Genomic DNA, 18480 nt, shown 5'->3' on the forward strand with positions numbered 1-18480 from the left:
TAGGATTGAAGGCGTGGGGCCCGACCAGGATAAACAGCAGCTCGAAGTGACCCTCCGGGAGCTCCGTCGAAGCAGCATCATGCATGTGGACATGGATGCTTTCTTTGTCTCCGTGGAACTGCGAAGCCGTCCCGGGCTTAAGGGGAAGCCAGTCATCGTGGGGTATCCCGCCGACCGCTCGGTGGTGCTGTCCGCTTCCTATGAGGCGCGCGCTTTCGGCGTGAAGTCGGCCATGCCCATGGCAGTCGCGGCACGAATGTGCCCGTCGGCGGTGATCATCGAACCCCGGCACAAGCTCTACTACGAAGTCTCGGCGCAGCTGATGGCGATCTTTGGATCCATTACCGATCTCGTGGAACCCCTTAGCGTCGACGAGGCCTTCCTGGATGTCGGCGGAGCCATCCGGCGGTTGGGGACTCCGCGTGAAATCGGCGGGATCATTCGTCAGCGGGTCCTGGCCGAGTTGGGCATCACGGCGTCGGTGGGGATTGCCGCCAGCAAATTCGTGGCCAAGATTGCCTCCACGCGCTGCAAACCGGACGGGCTGCTCCTGATCGAACCGGCCCAGACGGTCCCGTACCTCCACACTCTTCCGGTCAGCGCGCTGTGGGGCGTCGGCGCCAAAACCGTTGAAGTCCTGGCACGCATGGGAATCCGCACGGTGGCCGACGTCGCCGCAACTCCGCTGCCGTCCCTGAAAAGAGCCCTGGGAGCGGCGGGGGAGCACGTCCACAGGCTCTCCTGGGGAATTGACCCCCGCCCGGTGACGCCGGTGCGGCTTGAAAAGAGCATCGGGGCCGAAGAGACCTTCGCCGTGGACACCGCGGACGATTCCCTCCTGCACCGTGAACTGCTGCGGCTGTCGCACCGGACCGCTGAGCGGGTCCGCGGCTCGGGGATGATGGCCAGGACCATCGCCCTCAAGATCCGATATGCCGATTTTTCCACCGTCACCCGAAGCCGCACGGTGCAGACTCCGGTGGACAGCGCCCAGCTGATCTATGCGGTGGCCGTCCAACTGCTTGAGTCGCTGGGAACCCGGCCCATGACGGTCCGGCTCGTCGGGGTACGCGCGGAGCAACTCGAGGAGGCCGCGCAGACTTCGCTCCAGCTGAGCCTGGACCGGCGCGATGACAACTGGCGGGCAGCGGAGCAGGTCCTCGACCAGGTCGCGGAAAAATTCGGGTCCAAGTCGGTGATGCCGGCCAAGCTGTTGGGTCCGGGAAACACCTCCCGGTGAACCGTGGGGGCGGTATCTTTCAGAACAGGGCGCAACAAACTATCCTTAGATATACATAGATTTCGAACGTCGGGACATACTGAACAGCCCACTGAATCAGCCGTCGTCCGGATGCGTGGAGCCCGGTTTTATCCGTCTTTCGGGTGGCCGGGAACCTACCGCGCATGCCGGACGTTATCGGATTGAGAACCAGAGGCCACGGCAAGTCCTGACGTTGGCCGACTTAAGGAGGTCGTGATGCCGCTCTCGGAGCACGAACAGAAGCTGCTGGAGCAGCTTGAGAAGCAGCTGCACGAGGACGATCCGAAGTTTGCCAACTCAATGGGATCGGATCCAGGCCGCAACTGGTCCACACGCCACATCGTCATTGGCGTGCTGGCCACCCTCGCCGGAGTCCTCCTCCTGCTGGTCGGCGTGTCACTTCAGAACATTTTCGTGGGTGTCCTTGGATTTGTCGTAATGGGCGCCGGTGTCTATTTCGCCACCATGCGCAGTTCCGCCGTTGGAAAAGCCAAATCAGGCGGGGGCAAGAAATCCGGGAAAGCCAGGAACTCGTTTATGAGCGGTCTCGAGGACCGTTGGGATGAACGACGCCGCGGCGAGTCATAAAAGCATTTCTCGCCCTCCACTTCGCGCCACCGCCTTCTGAGGAAGCCGCAAAAGACCCGCTTCGGCGGGTCTTTTGCTTTAATCTCCACCTGCCCCGGCCCGGGGACTGACTCCTACGACCTAATCCGCGCCACTTGTACGCCGGCCGGAGGCGCCGACCTACGAGTGGCGCGAAAAACCCCTCCACTTTCCACCACCGTGCTGAATCCTTTGTTTTCGGCCGGAAATACCTCCAGACGCGGGACAAATGTTCCGTGTCGCGTTGACTGTGGAGTGATGTGGAGTAAAGTGGAGCGAGTAAGAGGGTAGTGGCAGCACAGGGGACGTGCAGCTCCTGACGACAGACAGGCGGTGGGCCATGTTCTTGGGCACACACTCGCCGCGTCTGGACGAAAAGGGTCGAATCATCCTCCCCGCGAAGTTCCGTGAGGAACTTGCCAGCGGGCTGGTTCTCACAAGGGGCCAGGAGCGCTGCATCTACGTCTTCAGCGAGGCAGAATTCGGCCGGGTTCACGAGCAGATGCGGGAGGCTCCAATTTCCTCCAAGCAGGCCCGTGACTACATCCGCGTTTTCCTCTCTGGAGCCTCGGACGAGGTACCTGACAAGCAGGGGCGCGTGACGATTCCGCCGGCGCTCCGGGAGTACGCAGGACTCGGCAGGGAACTGGCCGTCATTGGCGCCGGAACCCGCGCGGAGATCTGGGACGCCCAGGCTTGGAACGAGTACCTGGCCGAGAAGGAAACAGCCTTCTCGGAAACCGACGACGCTATTCCAGGAATCCTCTGAATCCAGGCCGCGACGTCGGACAGACGTTTCTTGAACGAGATCTCCAGCCGCCCATCCCTGCGTTGTCCTGGCTCACTTCCCCGGAGCCAGGCGGGCGCAGGGATAGGCGCGGATGGGGATCTGGCTCAAGAAACACCCGAGGCTCAACGCGGCAAGGAAGGACAACGGTATGAGCGACCCCAACCAGTCAAAACCCACGTCCGAACGCCATGTACCGGTCCTCAAGGACCGGTGCATCAATTTGTTGGCCCCGGGTTTCGAAGCAGCACGCAAGCGCGGCGAGACTCCTGTGGTGATTGACGCCACCCTGGGCATGGGTGGCCACTCCGAGGCCCTGCTGCAGCGCTTTCCCGATCTTCACCTCATCGGCATCGACCGGGACGAGGAAGCCCTCGCCCTTGCCGGCGAACGGCTCAAGCCATTCGCCGGCCGCACCGACCTCGTGCACGCCGTTTACGACGAAATCCCGGAGGTCCTCGAAGACCTCGGCCTCACGGAAGTGCACGGCGTCCTCATGGACCTGGGCGTTTCGTCCCTCCAGCTCGATGAACGGGAACGGGGCTTCGCCTACTCATTCGATGCTCCGCTGGACATGAGGATGGACACCAGCCGCGGGCAGACCGCCGCGGACGTTGTGAACAGCTACAGCGAAGAGGACCTCGTGCGGATCATCCGCAAATGGGGCGAAGAGAAATTCGCCGGCCGGATCGCCAACCGCATTGTTGCGGACCGCGCGGCAAAGCCGTTTACCACCACGGGCGAACTCGTCGAGACAATCCGGGCTGTGGTTCCCGCCGGTGCCGCCAAAACTGGCGGCCACCCGGCCAAGCGGACCTTCCAGGCGCTTCGCATCGAGGTCAATGAGGAACTCGACGTGCTTGAGCGCGCCGTTCCGGCAGCCGTGGCTGCACTGGCAATGGGGGGACGCGTGGTGGTGATGTCTTATCACTCTCTCGAGGACAAGATCGTGAAGAAAGTCTTCCAGGCCGGTTCGAAGTCATCGGCGCCGCTTGGCTTCCCGGTGGAGCTGGAAGAGCATAAACCCGAGCTCAAGACCCTCACCAAGGGCACCGAGGTGCCCACCGCCGAAGAAATCGCCGAGAACCCCCGCGCAGCGTCCGCCCGCTTGCGCGCTGTTGAACGAATCAGAGCCAGGAGGGCCGCATGAGCACCGCCGCTGTCAAGAACTTCCCCGTTGTGTCCGGGACGTCGGCCCGCGCCCTGACCGGCCCCAAGCCAGGCAGCGGATCCGACCGCAAGCTGCGCACGCCGCTGTCCGTGGTGCGCTCGGCCCCCCGCAAACGGCGCGCCCCCTTCGTGGTCCTGTGCTTCGGCATGCTGGCGGTGGCGCTGATGGCGGTCCTGGTCCTGAACATCTCGGTCTCAACAGCCCAGTACCAGCTGGTCCAGCTTCGGAGCGACCAGTCAACGCTCAAAAAGCAGAATCAGGATCTCACCCAGCAGGTGCAGAACTACGACGCTCCCCAGAACCTGGCGGCCAAGGCCTCGGAATTGGGCATGGTCGCCTCCACCGCCAAAGGCCAGATCGACCTGTCCACCTTGACGGTCAGCGGCAAGGCTAAGCCGGCCATCAAGGGTGAGAACGCTGGCGCCGTCATCGCCGCCCCGGCTGTTGCCGGCCAATTGGCCGTGGTTCCCCCGGCTGCCAGCAAGGAACCGCTGGACGCCCGGAAGCCCGCAGCAGATGCTGCCGCGACTCCCGCTCCCGCCTCGGCGGCTCCGGCGGCTCCTGCTCCCGCCGTCGCGGCGCCTGCCGTCAATCTCCACGGAGGTTCGGTCCCGGCGCCGCAGCAGAAGACGCCGGGACAATAACCGACAGGACTGACCACCAGCAGGCAATCAGCAAGGAATCATCGTGGCGCAGAGCACAGGCAGGACGAAGAGCGTAAAAGTGCCGAACGCCACCAGAAGGCTGCGGCTTGGGCTCGGTCTGATGCTGGCGCTCTTGCTGGTTGTCGGCGGGAAACTGTTTATGGTCCAGGGCCTGGACGTTGGGGGCATGGCTGAGGCAGCGCTCAACAACCGGTTGAAGCCCATCGAGCTCCCGGCCGAACGCGGAAGCATCCTTGATGCCAACGGAACGGTCCTGGCGAACAGCGTCATCCGCTACAACGTGGTGGTGGATCAGCGCGTCAACACCAAGACCGAGTCGTTCAAGCGGCTCGAAACCACCGGCGAGAAGGAGAGCCTCGTCTCTGTCTCCCGCGACCAGGGAATCGCTGAGCTGGCCGCCGTGCTGGGACAGGACACCCAGTCCGTCCGGGCGGCGCTGACAGGGGAACAGCCGTATTACATTGTGGCCAAGGACCTCAAGCCGGACGTGGAAGACAGGATTTCGAAGCTTCAGATCCCGGGAATCGTCACGGTCGGCACCAGCAAGCGTGTGTATCCCAATGGTTCCGTTGCCGGCGGCATCGTGGGCTTCCTGAAGGACGGCACCACGGGGCAGGCAGGCCTTGAACAGTCCCAGGATGATGTGCTGAAGGGCACGCCGGGCAAACGAGTCTTCGAAATTGGAGCGGACGGCCTGCGCATTCCCGTGGGCGTGGATCAGTTGACGCCTGCCCAGGACGGCAAGGACATCAAGCTGACCCTGAACTCGGACATTCAGTACTTTGCCCAGCAGGCGATCCAGAGCCAGACCGACAAGCTCGGCGCCGAGTGGGGCCAGATTATTGTCAGCGAGGTCAAGACCGGCAACATCATTGCCATGGCCGACACCAACGCCCCGGATCCCAATGACCCGGGCAAGGTGGCCGCCAAGGACCGGGGCGTCCGTTCCGTGACCGCGGCATACGAGCCCGGTTCCGTGGAAAAGATGATGACGGCGGCGGCCCTGATAGACGAGGGCAAATCCAGCCCACTGGACAGGTTCACCATTCCGTCCTCGTACGTTGTGGACGGACAGGTATTCAACGATGCCTTCAGCCACGGCACCGAGGAGCGGACGCTCGCCGGGATCATTGGCTATTCAATGAACACGGGAACGGTCATGGCCGGCCAGCGGCTCAGCCCGCAGCAACGCCATGACTGGCTGCAGAAGTTCGGCATCGGAGAGGCGCCCGATATCGGGCTGCCCGCCGAGGCCTCGGGCATCCTGACTCCCGCCGACCAATGGGACGGGCGCCAGCAGTACACCGTCCTCTTCGGCCAGGGTGTCTCGCAATCCACCCTTCAGACCGTGCGTGCTTATCAGTCCATCGCCAACGGGGGCGTGATGCTCCAGCCCCGGCTGATCGACAGCTACATCAGCCCGGACGGCAGCGTGGAGAAGCCCCCGCTCAAGGACCCCCGGCAGGTCGTGTCCAAGGAGACCGCCAAGCAGGTCCGCGACATCCTGGAGAGCGCGGTCACCGAGGGCGAGATCAAGGAAGCGGCCATTGACGGATACCGTGTAGGGGCCAAGACCGGAACATCCGAATCTCCCTGCGACGACGGCAAATCCGGTTACTGCGGCTACACGGCGTCCATCATCGGCATGGCGCCGATGGACGATCCGCGGTTTATTGTTGAGGTGGTCCTGCAACGGCCCAAGGGCAGCATCTATGGCATAACCAACGGTCCGGTCTTCCGGTCGGTGATGAGCCAGGTCCTGCGCACCTACAACGTCCAGCCGTCCACGGGCGAGCCCGTCAGGCTGCCGCAGTACGCCAAGTAGCACGTCCACACAGCACCGCACGCACCGCGGCCTCCTTTCCCGGGCCCGGTGCGGTTCACTAGCACCAACGGAGATCCACTTGTCAGAGCCCAATGCCCACGGAAGCACCCATGCGCCGAACAGCGCGGACTCCGCTTCGGTGTTTCGTCCCAGCGCCGTCGCGGCTGTTCCCTTGGGATCCATCGGCGAGTCGATCGGCGTCGTTGTCCCCGGGGCGTCCAGTGCCGTTCCCGTCACCGGCATTTCCCTGAACTCGCGAACCGTGCAGCCCGGTGACCTCTACGTCGCGCTGCCCGGCGCCGCCCGGCACGGGGCAGACTTCGTAACGGACGCCGTAGCGGCCGGCGCGGTAGCGGTTATGACGGACGACGCCGGCGCGCGCTTGCTGGCGCTGTCGGCCGACACTCCGGTTCCTGTGCTGGTCGCCGACCAGCCGCGAAGGGTGGTGGGCGGCCTTGCGGCGCTGATCTACCAGAGCAGGCCCGAAGGCGGCGGGGCTCCGGTCCTTTTCGGTGTCACGGGAACCAACGGCAAAACCACCACCACCTACTTCATCAATTCCCTGCTCGCGGCGCTGGGCCGGAAAACAGGGCTGATCGGCACCATAGAAATCCTGGCCGGCGGCGAGCCGATCCCCAGTCTCCTGACCACGCCTGAGTCCACGGACGTTCACGCACTCCTTGCGCTCATGCGTGAACGCGGCCTGGACGCCGCCTCGATGGAGGTCTCCTCCCACGCGGTGTCGTTCCACCGCGTTGACGGCGTGGAGTTCGACGTCGCCGGATTCACCAACCTGACCCAGGACCATCTGGACCTGCACGGTTCCATGGAGGAGTATTTCCGCACCAAAGCGGAACTGTTCACCCCGGGACGTGCGAAGGCGGCCGTGGTGACTGTTGACGACTCCTGGGGACGCCTGCTCGCTGCGGACGCGCGGATCCCTGTCACCACGCTCTCCACCAGAGGTGCCGGGGAGCCGGAAGCCGGCCAGGCGGACTGGACAGTGACCGGAACGGCACCCCGGGGACTGGGCACCGAGTTCGGACTGCGGCACCGGCACGGCACGGAACTGCGGGTGCACACTGGCCTGCCGGGGAGTTTCAACGTCTCCAACGCCGCCCTCGCCACCATCATGGTCCTGGCCAGCGGAGTGGACGCGGTCACGCTGCAGGCAGCGCTTGATGCCGCGGACCCCTTCACTGTTGCCGTGCCCGGCCGCATGCAGCTGGTATCCGCGGCGCCTGCCGCCGTGGTGGACTTCGCGCACAACCCGGACGCCCTCGAACGGGCGCTGGAGGCCGTGCGCTCACCGGAGGAAGGATCCCGGGTGATTGTGGTCTTCGGTGCCACCGGGCAGCGGGATCAAAGCAAAAGGCCCGCAATGGGCGCCATCGCGGCCCGCCTGGCCGACGTGGTGATCGTCAGTGACGACGATCCGCACGACGAGGACGCCGCGGCCATCCGGGCCGACGTGCTGGCGGGCGCCCGGGCGGCCAAGGAGGGCGAACACCTCGGGTGCACCATCATGGAGATCTATCCCCGCGACGCGGCCATCAGGCACGCCGTGGACCTGGCGACGGACCGCGACACGATACTCGTGGCCGGACGGGGCCACGAGGTATGGCAGGAAGTCAAAGGCGTCAACCTGGCACTCGATGACCGGGTGGAACTCCGGACGGCCTTGACAGCCCGCGGATTCACCGTTCTCCATGACCAGCGGATAGAGTCCTAGACCGAGATGATTGAACTTACTGCGGCGGAAATCGCCGAAATCACACGCGGACGCCTTGCGGCAGATCCGGCCATCACACCGCTTTCCGTGGTCACCGATTCCCGGGAGGCCACGGCGGGATCCCTCTACGTCGCCAAGCCCGGAGAAAGCGCGGACGGGCACGACTTCATCGGGGCCGCCGTCGAACGTGGCGCCGTCCTCGCTCTCGTGGAGCACGAGGTTTCAGACCCCTCGGGGCGGCCCTACCCGGCCATTGTGGTGCAGGACGCTGTCCTCGCCATGGGGGCACTCGCAGCAGAGTGTGTGCGGCGCATCCGCGGCCGCCGCGAGGTCGGCGGCGAGGCTTTTACCGTCATTGGCATCACGGGCTCCGCGGGCAAGACCACCACGAAAGACCTCCTCGCCGGCATCCTCGCAGGCGAGGGGAAAACCGTCGCCCCCCAGGGGTCGTACAACGGTGAAGTCGGTGTTCCGCTGACCGTGTTCCAGGCCGGTTTTGATACGAGATATCTTGTGATCGAGATGGGCGCCACGGGAATCGGCCACATCCGTTACCTTGCAGACATGGTCCGTCCGGAGATCGGCGTGGTACTCGGTGTCGGAACAGCCCATGCCGGCGAATTCGGCGGGGTCGAAAACATCGCCCTCGCCAAGGGTGAACTGCTCGAGGCCCTGGCCGCCACGGGCACGGCCGTCATCAACCTCGACGACCCCCGCGTGGCGGCCATGGAAAGCAGGACCACGGCCACCGTGCTCGGCTTCTCCGCCCATGAATCCAGGGACGGACAGCCGGCTCCGGTACGGGCAGCCCGCGTGGAGACGAATGCGGGCGGAAACCCCGAGTTCGAACTGCACCTCCCCGATTCCCCGGCCGGCCACCCGGTCAAGAGCCTGCTCATCGGCGCCCACCACGTCACCAACCTCCTGGCCGCCGCTGGCGCGGCGTTCGCCGCGGGCGTTCCCGCCGACCGCATCGCCGCGTCGCTCAGCACCCAAGCGGCGACCAGCCGCTGGCGGATGGAGCGCACGGAGCGCCCGGATGGCGTCACGATCATCAACGATGCGTATAACGCCAATCCCGAGTCCATGCGCGCGGCCTTGCGGACACTTGCCGACCTGGGCAGGGGACGCCGGACGTGGGCGGTCCTGGGCGCGATGCTGGAACTGGGTGCCGACTCCATCCGCGAGCACGCCGCCGTGGGCACACAGGTGGTGCGGCTCAACATCTCACGTCTGGTGGTGGTGGGCAGGGAAGCCCGTGCCCTCTACGTGTCCGCTATCCAGGAAGGTTCCTGGGGCGACGAATGCGTTTTCGCCGAGACGGCCGACGAAGCCTACGAGCTGCTGCAAAACGAACTTGAACCCGGTGACCTGGTCCTCTTCAAGTCCTCCAACAGCGTGGGACTAAGGCATTTGGGCGATCGGATAGCATTACCACGACCCACCCGGGCATCCGCCACCGAAGGGAGCGAGCTGCTGTGATCGCACTGCTGATCGGCGCTGGCCTGGCCCTCCTGTTTGCATTGGTGGGCACTCCGCTGTTTATCCGCCTTCTGGTGCGCAAGAGCTATGGCCAGTTCATCCGCGACGACGGACCCACCTCGCACCACACCAAGCGCGGCACACCCACCATGGGCGGCACCGTTGTGGTCCTTGCGGTACTTATGAGCTACACCCTGACGCACGGCATCATGTGGATGATGAATTCAGGCTCGCCCGGACCTTCCGCCTCTGCGCTGCTGCTGCTTTTCCTGATGGTGGGCATGGGACTGGTCGGTTTCCTCGATGACTTCATCAAGATCTCCAAACAGCGAAGCCTGGGCCTGAACGCCAAGGCGAAGCTCATCCTGCAGGGCGCGGTGGGAATCATATTCGCGGTGCTGGCGCTAAACTTCCCGAACTCCGGAGGGTTAACGCCCGCGTCCACGCAGATCTCGCTGGTCCGCGACATCCCCTGGCTCAACCTCGCCTTCGGCGGAACGATCCTCGGAGCCATCCTCTTCGTGCTGTGGTCCAACTTGATTGTCACGGCGGCCACCAACGGAGTGAACCTGACGGACGGGCTGGACGGCCTGGCCGCGGGCGCATCGGTGATGGTCTTCGGCGCCTACACGCTGATGGGCATCTGGCAGAGCAACCAGGCCTGCGGCTCACCGCGCCAGGCGGGTGCTGGCTGCTACTCCGTCCGGGACCCTCTTGACCTGGCCCTGCTTGCCGCCATCCTGAGCGCGGCCCTGGTGGGATTCCTGTGGTGGAACACCTCGCCGGCCAAGATCTTTATGGGCGACACCGGCTCACTGGCCATCGGCGGCGCCGTCGCCGGTTTTGCCATCCTGTCCCGGACCGAGCTCCTCCTGGCCTTCATCGGAGGGCTGTTCGTGCTGATCACCCTCTCGGTGATCATCCAGGTGGGCTACTTCAAGATCACCAAGGGCAAGCGGTTCTTCAAGATGGCTCCGCTGCAGCATCACTTTGAACTCAAAGGCTGGGCGGAAGTGACGGTGGTGGTGCGGTTCTGGATCCTCTGCGGCCTCTTCGTGGCCGCGGGCCTGGGTATCTTCTACGCCGAATGGGTGGTGCTCCTGTGAGTGGTTCGATTCCTTCGCCCATCGCCACCTCCGCACGCCTCAAGGACCTGGTCAGCTGGGACTCCGACTGGGCCGGACTGCGCGTTGTGGTCACCGGCATCGGAGTGTCCGGCTTCGCCGCCGCGGATACGCTGATCGAACTCGGCGCACGCGTGGTGGTGGTGGACGCCGCCACCAGTGCCAAGGCCCTGGCCCAGGCGGACACCTTGCGGATCGTGGGTGCCGTGGATGTCCTGCTCGGGGATGAGGCCGTGGCAACGGTGCCCAGGATTGATGGCCAGAGGCCGGACCTTGTGGTCACGTCCCCCGGATGGCGGCCGGACCAGGCGCTCCTCGCTGCCGCCGCGCGGGCCCACATTCCGGTATGGGGCGACGTCGAACTCGCATGGCGGGTCCGCGAACGCAAAGGCCGCAAGACCGCCGATTGGCTGACCATCACCGGCACCAACGGGAAGACCACCACGGTGGGCATGACCGAGGCAATGCTGCAGGCGGCGGGTCTCAAAGCCATAGCGGTGGGCAACGTGGGGACGCCCATCCTGGATGCGCTCCGCGATCCGGTCGACTACGACGTTTTCGCCGTCGAACTCTCAAGCTTCCAGCTGCACTGGAGCCACTCGGTCTCGCCCGTGGCCAGTGTGTGCCTCAACGTTGCCGAGGACCACGTGGACTGGCACGGCTCCTACGCTTCGTATCTGGCCGACAAAGCCAAGATCTATGAACGGACGCAAAAGGCCTGCATCTACAACGCGGAGCAGATCGAAACCGAACGTATGGTGGAGAACGCCGACGTGGTGGAAGGATGCAGGGCTGTGGGTTTCACCACGGTGACACCTGCCATCAGCATGCTCGGCGTGGTGGAGGGTCTCCTGGTGGACCGGGCGTTCATCCAGGAGCGGAAGGACAGCGCCGCCGAGCTCGCGGCCGTCCAGGATCTCGGGCCTGTGGCTCCGCGCCACATGGTGGCGAACGCGTTGGCGGCGGCAGCCCTGGTCCGCGCTTATGGCGTAGCGCCCTCGGCGGTTCGGCAGGGACTGAAGAACTACCTGCCAGGGGAACACCGCATTCAGCTGGTGGCCCGACACAACGATGTGCTCTGGATCAACGATTCCAAAGCGACCAACCCGCATGCCGCCGCGGCGTCCCTTGCCGCGTTCAACGACGTTGTCTGGATCGCCGGAGGGCTCTCGAAGGGGGTCAGCTACGACGAGCTGGTGCAGCAACACGCCAAGCGGCTGAAGGCCGTGGTCCTGATCGGCACGGACACCACCGCGCTTGAGGAGGCCCTCAAGCGACACGCCCCGGATGTCCCCGTGATCGGCCAGGCCAAGGGCGAAACTGAGAATGTGCAGACTGCCGGACCGGCCGACGCCGTCGCAGGGCATTCACCGCTTTATGGCGAGACTGTGATGGCCCGGGCTGTTGTCGCGGCGGCGCAGCTGGCTTCCGCGGGGGACACTGTGCTCATGGCCCCGGCGGCTGCTTCCATGGATCAGTTCTCTTCCTACGCTCACCGTGGCGACGCCTTCATTGAAGCCGTCCGCGGGCTCGTGGAAGGGCAGGCTCAGACCGGCGAGGAGTAACAATGGTCAGCACGCCCACACGCACCCCGGCGGCAAAGTCCGCCGCCAAGTCCCCGCCCGGCGGTTCAGCAAACGGCGGTTCAGCAAGCGGCGGAAGAACTTCCGGAGGGAAACCTCCGCAGCGCACGGCACGACGTTCTCCGGCAGCGGAGAAGTTGCGCAGTTGGCACCGGGCCTTCTGGTCGGCGCTGGAGGGCAGCGGGACATCCCGCAACGGCTCCACCTACTACCTGATTCTCGGCTCCACGCTGGCCCTGACCGCAATCGGCATCATGATGGTGCTTTCGGCCTCCAGCGTCGAAGCGATCGCGGCAGGGGAGTCCCCCTATTCGGCCGCGCTCAAGCAAGGCATGTTTGCTGCCATCGGCGTGTTCGTGATGTTCGTGCTCTCGCGCGTGAACGTGGTGTGGCTCAAGCGCTTCGCCTGGGCGGCCATCGTTATTGCGGTGGTCCTCCTGGGCCTGGTCCTCCTCGTCGGGCGCAGCACCCTGGGCAACCAGAACTGGATCGACGTCGGCCCGTTCACCTTCCAGCCGTCCGAGGCCGCCAAACTCGCCCTCGCACTGTGGATGGCCACCGTGCTGGACCGCAAAGCCAAGCTCCTGAGCCAGTGGCGCCACGCCCTGATCCCCGTTGTCGTCCCGGGCGCACTAACCGTCCTCGGCCTCATCCTGGCCGGAAACGACCTCGGGACAGCCATGATCGTGATGGTCATCATGGCCGCCGCGCTGTTCTTCGCCGGGGTGCGCCTCGCGTTCTTCGGTGCCGCCGGGGCCCTCCTTACCCTGGGCACCATCATCCTGGCCGTCACGAGCCCCAACCGCATGTGCCGGATCCTGTCGTGGACCGGGCAGACCTGCGCCGACGGCTCGGACTTGAACTACCAGTCCACCAACGGCCTCTACGGGCTTGCCTCCGGGGGATGGTTCGGCGTGGGGCTGGGACAGAGCCGGCAAAAATACAGCTGGATTCCCGAAGCTCACAACGACTTCATTTTCGCAATCATCGGCGAGGAACTCGGACTCGTCGGCACCGTCGTCGTCCTCGTCCTCTTCGCCATCCTTGGCGCCGCCATCTACCGCGTGGTGGCCGCCCAGCAGGACCTGTTCCACCGCGTCCTGGCAGGCTCCATCATGGTCTGGCTGCTGGGACAGGCCACCGTCAACATGGCGGTGGTCACCGGCCTGGCCCCGGTAGTGGGCGTGCCGCTGCCCTTCATTTCCTACGGCGGCTCGGCGCTGCTGATGTCCCTTTGTGCCATCGGCGTAGTGTTGTCGTTGGCCCGTGCGCAGATGGCGCCGAACGTGCAGCCCAAGCGGCTGCTGAAGTTCCGCACCAAAGCCGGCCGAACACAATCCACACGAAAGCGTAAATAGCACTTAATGAATTCCGAGTCCTTGTCAGTGGTCCTGGCCGGCGGCGGCACAGCCGGACACATCAGCCCCCTCCTCGCGATAGCGGACGCTGTCCGGGAGGCACGCCCCGACGTCCGGCTCCTGGCCGTGGGAACGCCGAGCGGGCTCGAGACCCGGCTGGTACCCGCCGCCGGCGTCGAACTGGCCACCATCAGCCGCGTTCCGTTTCCGCGCAAGCCCTCGATGGACCTGGTCCGGCTCCCCGGACGCCTGGCCGGCGCCGTGAGGCAGGCCGGAAAGATCCTCGACGACGCCCACGCCGACGTCCTGGTGGGCGTGGGCGGCTACGTGTGCACACCGATGTACCTGGCCGCGTGGCGCCGGAAAATTCCGATCGTTATCCACGAGGCGAACACCCGCCCGGGCCTGGCCAACCGGGTGGGTGCCCGGCTGAGCGGGCACGTTGGCGTCGCTTTCGCCGCAACCAGGCTTCGGGGCGCCCGGCACGTCGGCATGCCGATGCGCAAGGCGATCTCCGGACTCGACAGGGCAGCAGCCCGGAGTGCCGCACGGGAATCGCTGGGCCTGGCGCCGGAAAAGCCTACGTTCATCGTCACGGGCGGCTCGTCCGGGGCGCAAAGCATCAACCGGACCATCGCGTCCTCGCTCGGCGACCTGGCCAGGGCCGGTGTGCAGACGCTGCACATCACCGGCGCAGGCAAAACGGTCCTGGATGCAGACGGGAAGCCCCTGACCGCTGAAGGCTACCGCCAGGTGGAATACGTGGACGGCATGGAAACCGTCTACGCCGCCGCGGACCTCCTCCTGGGCCGGGCCGGGGCGGCCACGGTCTGCGAGGTGGCCGCCGTTGGTGTGCCGGCCGTCTTTGTGCCGCTGCCCATCGGCAACGGTGAGCAGGCGCTGAACGCTGCCGGCCTGGTGGCGGCCGAGGGAGCACTGATCGTGGAGGACAGCTCGTTCACGCCCGAGTGGGTGGCGAGCCAGATCATTCCGCTCCTCGCGGACCCTTCGCGGCTGGCCCGGATGGCCGGAAAATCCGAGGCGCTCGGAATCAGAAACGCCGATCGGCTGATGGCCGGTCTTGTCCTGGAAGCGGTACAGCAATGAGCACACCCACAGCCACAGGCGTACGTACCCAGGCATCCCTGGGCCGCGTGCACTTCATCGGAATTGGCGGTGTGGGGATGTCCGCTGTGGCCCGGATCATGGTGGCCCGCGGCGTGGAAGTCACCGGGTCCGATGCCAAGGATCTTCCGGTCATGGCGGATCTGGCCGCAGCCGGCGCCGGTATTTCGGTGGGGTACTCCGCGGCGAACCTCGGCAAAGCCCAGACCGTGGTGGCCGGTTCCGCCATCCGTGCGGATAACCCGGAACTGCAGGCTGCCCACGCCGCCGGCCTGCCCGTGCTGCACCGCTCCGAGGCACTCGCTGCCACCATGGCCACTGACCAGGTGGTCACCGTGGCGGGGACACACGGAAAGTCCACCACCACGTCCATGATCGCCGTCCTCCTCCAAGGGGCTGGGCTGGATCCGTCCTTCGCGATTGGTGCCAATGTCCCGGCGCTTGGAGTCAACGCAGCCAGCGGCTCATCGGACGTTTTCGTGGCCGAAGCCGACGAGTCCGACGGATCGTTCCTCAACTACCGCCCTCGGATCGCTGTTGTCACCAACGTCGAACCGGACCACTTGGATTACTACGGCACTGCCGAAGCCGTCTACCAGTCCTTCGACCGGTTCACCGAGCTCCTCCCGTCCGACGGCGTGCTGGTGGCCTGCGCGGACGACGACGGCGCGTTGGCGCTTGCGCAGCGTACCAAGGCGAGGGGCAACACCAGGGTGATCCTTTACGGGACCAGCCCGGACGCGGACCTGCGACTGCACGACGGCGGCCCGGGCGAGGTCTGGGTATCGACGCCGGCCGGCCGGTTCGCCCTGGAACTCCAGGTTCCCGGGCGGCACAATGCCCTGAACGCCGCGGCCGCATTCGCTGTGGCCCTTGAGCTGGGAGTGGCACCTGAAACCGCCGCGGGGGCCTTGGCACACTTCTCCGGCGCGTCCCGTCGCTTCGAACTCAAGGGCGGTGGCCGCGGCGTCCGCGTCTTCGACGACTACGCCCATCACCCCACCGAGGTCCGGGCCGCGCTGGCCGCGGCACGGTCCGTGGCCGGCAACCACAAGGTCCACGTGCTTTTCCAGCCCCATCTGTTTTCCCGCACCCGTGAATTTGCCCGCGAATTCGCCGAGGCCTTGAACACGGCGGACACTGCCCTGGTCCTGGACATCTATCCGGCCCGCGAAGATCCGATTCCGGGAGTGACCAGCGAACTCATCGCCGAACACCTGACCGCGGGCGGGCGGCTTGTGGCTGCCGACGAGGCGGTGCGGGCAATCGTTGACGCCGCCGGACCGGGGGATATCGTGCTCACGGCCGGAGCAGGCGACGTCACGGCCTACGGCCCGCTGATAGTGGAGGCGCTCGGTGGCTAACATGCGGCGGCCCACCTACCGGACCGGCACGCGCCGGCCCTCGGAAAATTCCCAGGGATCCGGCGGCCCCGCAGGCGCCGGAACAGACGTGATTTCGGCATCAAAGTCCGCCAGCGCCACGGACTCCGGGAGCCGTGGCCGTGTGGATCCACCCGCAGCCGCCCCGGATAACGTGCTGTCCTTTCCCGAGCCGAAGGGCAAACGGATCAGGCGGAACATCATCATTGCCGCCTGCGTCGCGGCCGCACTCGTTGCAGGCCTCGTTGCCGCCGCCGTTTACTCTCCGGTCCTGGCGCTGCGTACGGTCGCCGTGAACGGGACCAGGATGCTGACCCCGGAACAGGTCCAGACCGCGCTTGCGCCCCTGCAGGGCAAACCACTGCCGCAGGTCAGTAACGAAGACGTCAAACACTTACTCCAGCCACTGATCCAGGTCAGGGATGTGACCATCGAGGCCCATCCGCCGTCAACCCTTGTGGTCCACGTGCGCGAACGGACACCCGTGGCCCTCGTCAAGCAGGGCGCCGAGTTCCAACTGGTGGATGTCGACGGTGTGCAGTTGGGCACCACCCAGGACCCGGACAGTGTCAAGCTTCCCGTGATCGACGGCAATGCCGGCGTTATCGGGAAGGACCTGTTCAAGGCCATCACGGCGGTCCTGGCGGCACTGCCGGCGGACGTGCTTGCCAAGATGTCCGACGCGTCCGCCAAGTCAGCCGACGCCGTCGAACTCAAGCTCGTTGATGGCCAGACGGTGGTATGGGGCAACGCGGGGGAGCGCGAGCTCAAGGCCAAGGTGCTTGAAGCCTTGCTGAAGGCGCCCGCCGATCCTAAAAACCCGGTTCGGAGCTACGACGTCAGTGTGCCCAGGCACCCCGTCACCAGATAGTGTGGGGGCCGCCCAGACATTCCGGCCCGCTTGGTGCTTCCTGCTCCGGAACCGGAGTTAACCGGCAATATTGGGCTTATTTACAGGGTATTCGGGCGACACGCGCAGGAGGTCATTGAATGTCTCTGGCAGAGGAAATAGCGTCACAGGCATGAGTTACTTGACATAACTATAACCCTCAACTCGAAGGTTAAGGTTAGAAGCTTCAAGCAGGACTCCATCAGTTTTCGCAATAGGACACGAACAAGGGACACGTAACGTGGCAGCTCCGCAGAATTACTTGGCCGTCATCAAGGTCGTCGGCATCGGCGGCGGTGGCGTGAACGCAGTCAACCGCATGATTGAGGTGGGCCTGCGCGGTGTGGAATTCATTGCAATCAACACCGATGCCCAGGCCTTGCTGATGAGTGACGCGGACGTCAAGCTCGACGTCGGACGCGAGCTGACCCGCGGCCTTGGTGCCGGTGCGAACCCTGAAGTGGGCAAGCAGGCAGCGGAGGACCACGCCGACGAGATCGAAGAGGTTATCCGCGGCGCGGACATGGTCTTCGTGACTGCTGGCGAAGGCGGTGGAACCGGCACCGGCGGTGCCCCCGTCGTGGCCCGGATCGCCCGCTCACTCGGTGCGCTGACCATCGGCGTCGTCACCCGTCCGTTCACCTTTGAAGGCCGCCGGCGTGCCGGCTCGGCCGAGGCCGGCATCGACGCCCTCCGCGACGAGGTCGACACCCTGATTGTCATCCCCAACGACCGACTGCTTTCCATCAGCGACCGAAACGTCTCCGTCCTGGACGCTTTCCGCTCCGCTGACCAGGTGCTGCTATCCGGCGTCCAGGGCATTACAGACCTGATCACCACGCCCGGCCTGATCAACCTGGACTTCGCGGACGTCAAGTCCGTGATGCAGGGAGCGGGCTCGGCCCTCATGGGAATCGGCTCGGCCCGCGGCGAGGACCGCGCGGTCAAGGCCGCGGAACTCGCCATCGCCTCGCCCCTGCTCGAGGCGTCAATCGACGGCGCCCACGGCGTCCTGCTCTCCATTCAGGGCGGTTCGGACCTGGGGCTCTTCGAAATCAACGAAGCAGCCCGCCTGGTCCAGGAAGTTGCCCACCCCGAGGCCAACATCATCTTCGGTGCCGTCATCGACGACGCCCTGGGTGACGAGGCCCGCGTGACAGTCATCGCTGCAGGCTTCGACGACGTCAAGGCCACCTCGCCGTCGATGGACCAGTCCCTGCCGGCCCACGTTGCTCCGCAGCGTCCGGCAGTTCCCGCAGCCGCCCCCGCCCAGGCGCCTGCGCCCTCCCAAGTCCAGCCCGTCCACGCCGGGATCGGCGCCTCCGGCTTGAGCAACTGGGGCCAGCAGCGTCCCTCGGCTGTGCCAGCGGACTCCGGCTTCGACGTGGACCTCCCGTCCGTCGTGGAACCGGACCTCTCCGGCAGCCACTCGGACGACCTGGATGTTCCCGACTTCCTGAAGTAACAAACGGACCGGCGCGCGGCCGCCC

15 protein-coding genes are annotated in these 18480 nt (G+C 65.5%); all 15 read left to right on the top strand.

What is annotated here, in order from left to right:
* Window positions 1–13: 13 nt before the first annotated feature.
* Window positions 14–1240, top strand: coding sequence for a DNA polymerase IV (gene dinB / locus ACP4XC_RS07885; RefSeq protein ID WP_427174343.1), 1227 nt, complete (start codon window positions 14–16; stop codon window positions 1238–1240).
* Between the two features lie 237 nt (window positions 1241–1477).
* A complete protein-coding gene (locus tag ACP4XC_RS07890) occupies window positions 1478–1849 on the top strand; it encodes a DUF3040 domain-containing protein (RefSeq protein WP_427174345.1) in 372 nt (123 codons plus the stop codon).
* Between the two features lie 358 nt (window positions 1850–2207).
* Complete coding sequence (gene mraZ / locus ACP4XC_RS07895) at window positions 2208–2636, top strand: division/cell wall cluster transcriptional repressor MraZ (protein WP_138769645.1); 429 nt, start codon at window positions 2208–2210, stop codon at window positions 2634–2636.
* Window positions 2637–2805: 169 nt separating this feature from the next.
* Window positions 2806–3804 carry a 16S rRNA (cytosine(1402)-N(4))-methyltransferase RsmH gene (rsmH, locus tag ACP4XC_RS07900; protein WP_427174346.1) on the top strand — a complete coding sequence of 333 codons (999 nt, stop codon included), beginning with the start codon at window positions 2806–2808 and terminating at the stop codon, window positions 3802–3804.
* Window positions 3801–4469, top strand: a complete 669-nt coding sequence (locus tag ACP4XC_RS07905) for a hypothetical protein (RefSeq protein ID WP_427174347.1) — start codon at window positions 3801–3803, stop codon at window positions 4467–4469. The genes rsmH and ACP4XC_RS07905 overlap by 4 nt, the downstream gene beginning before the upstream one ends.
* A gap of 43 nt (window positions 4470–4512) precedes the next feature.
* Window positions 4513–6315 (top strand): peptidoglycan D,D-transpeptidase FtsI family protein, encoded by a 1803-nt coding sequence (locus ACP4XC_RS07910; RefSeq protein ID WP_427174348.1) that lies wholly within the window; start codon window positions 4513–4515, stop codon window positions 6313–6315.
* A 79-nt stretch (window positions 6316–6394) separates the two neighbouring features.
* Entirely contained in the window at window positions 6395–8047 is a 1653-nt protein-coding gene (locus ACP4XC_RS07915; protein ID WP_427174349.1) for a UDP-N-acetylmuramoyl-L-alanyl-D-glutamate--2,6-diaminopimelate ligase, read from the top strand.
* Window positions 8048–8053: 6 nt separating this feature from the next.
* Window positions 8054–9529: a UDP-N-acetylmuramoyl-tripeptide--D-alanyl-D-alanine ligase gene (locus tag ACP4XC_RS07920; RefSeq protein ID WP_427174350.1), complete on the top strand. Its 1476-nt coding sequence runs from the start codon at window positions 8054–8056 to the stop codon at window positions 9527–9529.
* The gene (mraY, locus tag ACP4XC_RS07925; RefSeq protein WP_427174352.1) at window positions 9526–10635 is read left to right on the top strand and encodes a phospho-N-acetylmuramoyl-pentapeptide-transferase; all 1110 of its coding nucleotides are present in this window, start codon (window positions 9526–9528) and stop codon (window positions 10633–10635) included. Before ACP4XC_RS07920 ends, mraY begins: the two co-directional genes overlap by 4 nt.
* A complete protein-coding gene (murD, locus tag ACP4XC_RS07930; RefSeq protein ID WP_427174353.1) occupies window positions 10617–12218 on the top strand; it encodes a UDP-N-acetylmuramoyl-L-alanine--D-glutamate ligase in 1602 nt (533 codons plus the stop codon). Before mraY ends, murD begins: the two co-directional genes overlap by 19 nt.
* Before the next feature lie 2 nt (window positions 12219–12220).
* Window positions 12221–13594 (top strand): putative lipid II flippase FtsW, encoded by a 1374-nt coding sequence (ftsW, locus tag ACP4XC_RS07935; RefSeq protein WP_427174354.1) that lies wholly within the window; start codon window positions 12221–12223, stop codon window positions 13592–13594.
* Between the two features lie 6 nt (window positions 13595–13600).
* Window positions 13601–14701 (top strand): undecaprenyldiphospho-muramoylpentapeptide beta-N-acetylglucosaminyltransferase, encoded by a 1101-nt coding sequence (murG, locus tag ACP4XC_RS07940; RefSeq protein ID WP_427174355.1) that lies wholly within the window; start codon window positions 13601–13603, stop codon window positions 14699–14701.
* Complete coding sequence (gene murC / locus ACP4XC_RS07945) at window positions 14698–16083, top strand: UDP-N-acetylmuramate--L-alanine ligase (RefSeq protein ID WP_427174356.1); 1386 nt, start codon at window positions 14698–14700, stop codon at window positions 16081–16083. The genes murG and murC overlap by 4 nt, the downstream gene beginning before the upstream one ends.
* Window positions 16076–16972: an FtsQ-type POTRA domain-containing protein gene (locus ACP4XC_RS07950; protein ID WP_427174357.1), complete on the top strand. Its 897-nt coding sequence runs from the start codon at window positions 16076–16078 to the stop codon at window positions 16970–16972. Before murC ends, ACP4XC_RS07950 begins: the two co-directional genes overlap by 8 nt.
* Before the next feature lie 259 nt (window positions 16973–17231).
* Complete coding sequence (gene ftsZ, locus ACP4XC_RS07955; RefSeq protein ID WP_427174358.1) at window positions 17232–18455, top strand: cell division protein FtsZ; 1224 nt, start codon at window positions 17232–17234, stop codon at window positions 18453–18455.
* Window positions 18456–18480 lie beyond the last annotated feature (25 nt).

The sequence above is a fragment of the Arthrobacter sp. 92 genome (genome assembly GCF_050260325.1).
GTDB lineage: Bacteria > Actinomycetota > Actinomycetes > Actinomycetales > Micrococcaceae > Arthrobacter.

What these genes read in the sequence shown, in the direction of transcription:
- ACP4XC_RS07890 (WP_427174345.1), top strand. Translation starts at nt 1,478, where the DNA reads ATGCCGCTCTCGGAGCACGAACAGAAGCTGCTGGAGCAGCTTGAGAAG.
- mraZ (WP_138769645.1), top strand. Translation starts at nt 2,208, where the DNA reads ATGTTCTTGGGCACACACTCGCCGCGTCTGGACGAAAAGGGTCGAATC.
- rsmH (WP_427174346.1), top strand. Translation starts at nt 2,806, where the DNA reads ATGAGCGACCCCAACCAGTCAAAACCCACGTCCGAACGCCATGTACCG.
- ACP4XC_RS07905 (WP_427174347.1), top strand. Translation starts at nt 3,801, where the DNA reads ATGAGCACCGCCGCTGTCAAGAACTTCCCCGTTGTGTCCGGGACGTCG.
- ACP4XC_RS07920 (WP_427174350.1), top strand. Translation starts at nt 8,054, where the DNA reads ATGATTGAACTTACTGCGGCGGAAATCGCCGAAATCACACGCGGACGC.
- murD (WP_427174353.1), top strand. Translation starts at nt 10,617, where the DNA reads ATGGGTGGTGCTCCTGTGAGTGGTTCGATTCCTTCGCCCATCGCCACC.
- ftsW (WP_427174354.1), top strand. Translation starts at nt 12,221, where the DNA reads ATGGTCAGCACGCCCACACGCACCCCGGCGGCAAAGTCCGCCGCCAAG.
- murG (WP_427174355.1), top strand. Translation starts at nt 13,601, where the DNA reads ATGAATTCCGAGTCCTTGTCAGTGGTCCTGGCCGGCGGCGGCACAGCC.
- murC (WP_427174356.1), top strand. Translation starts at nt 14,698, where the DNA reads ATGAGCACACCCACAGCCACAGGCGTACGTACCCAGGCATCCCTGGGC.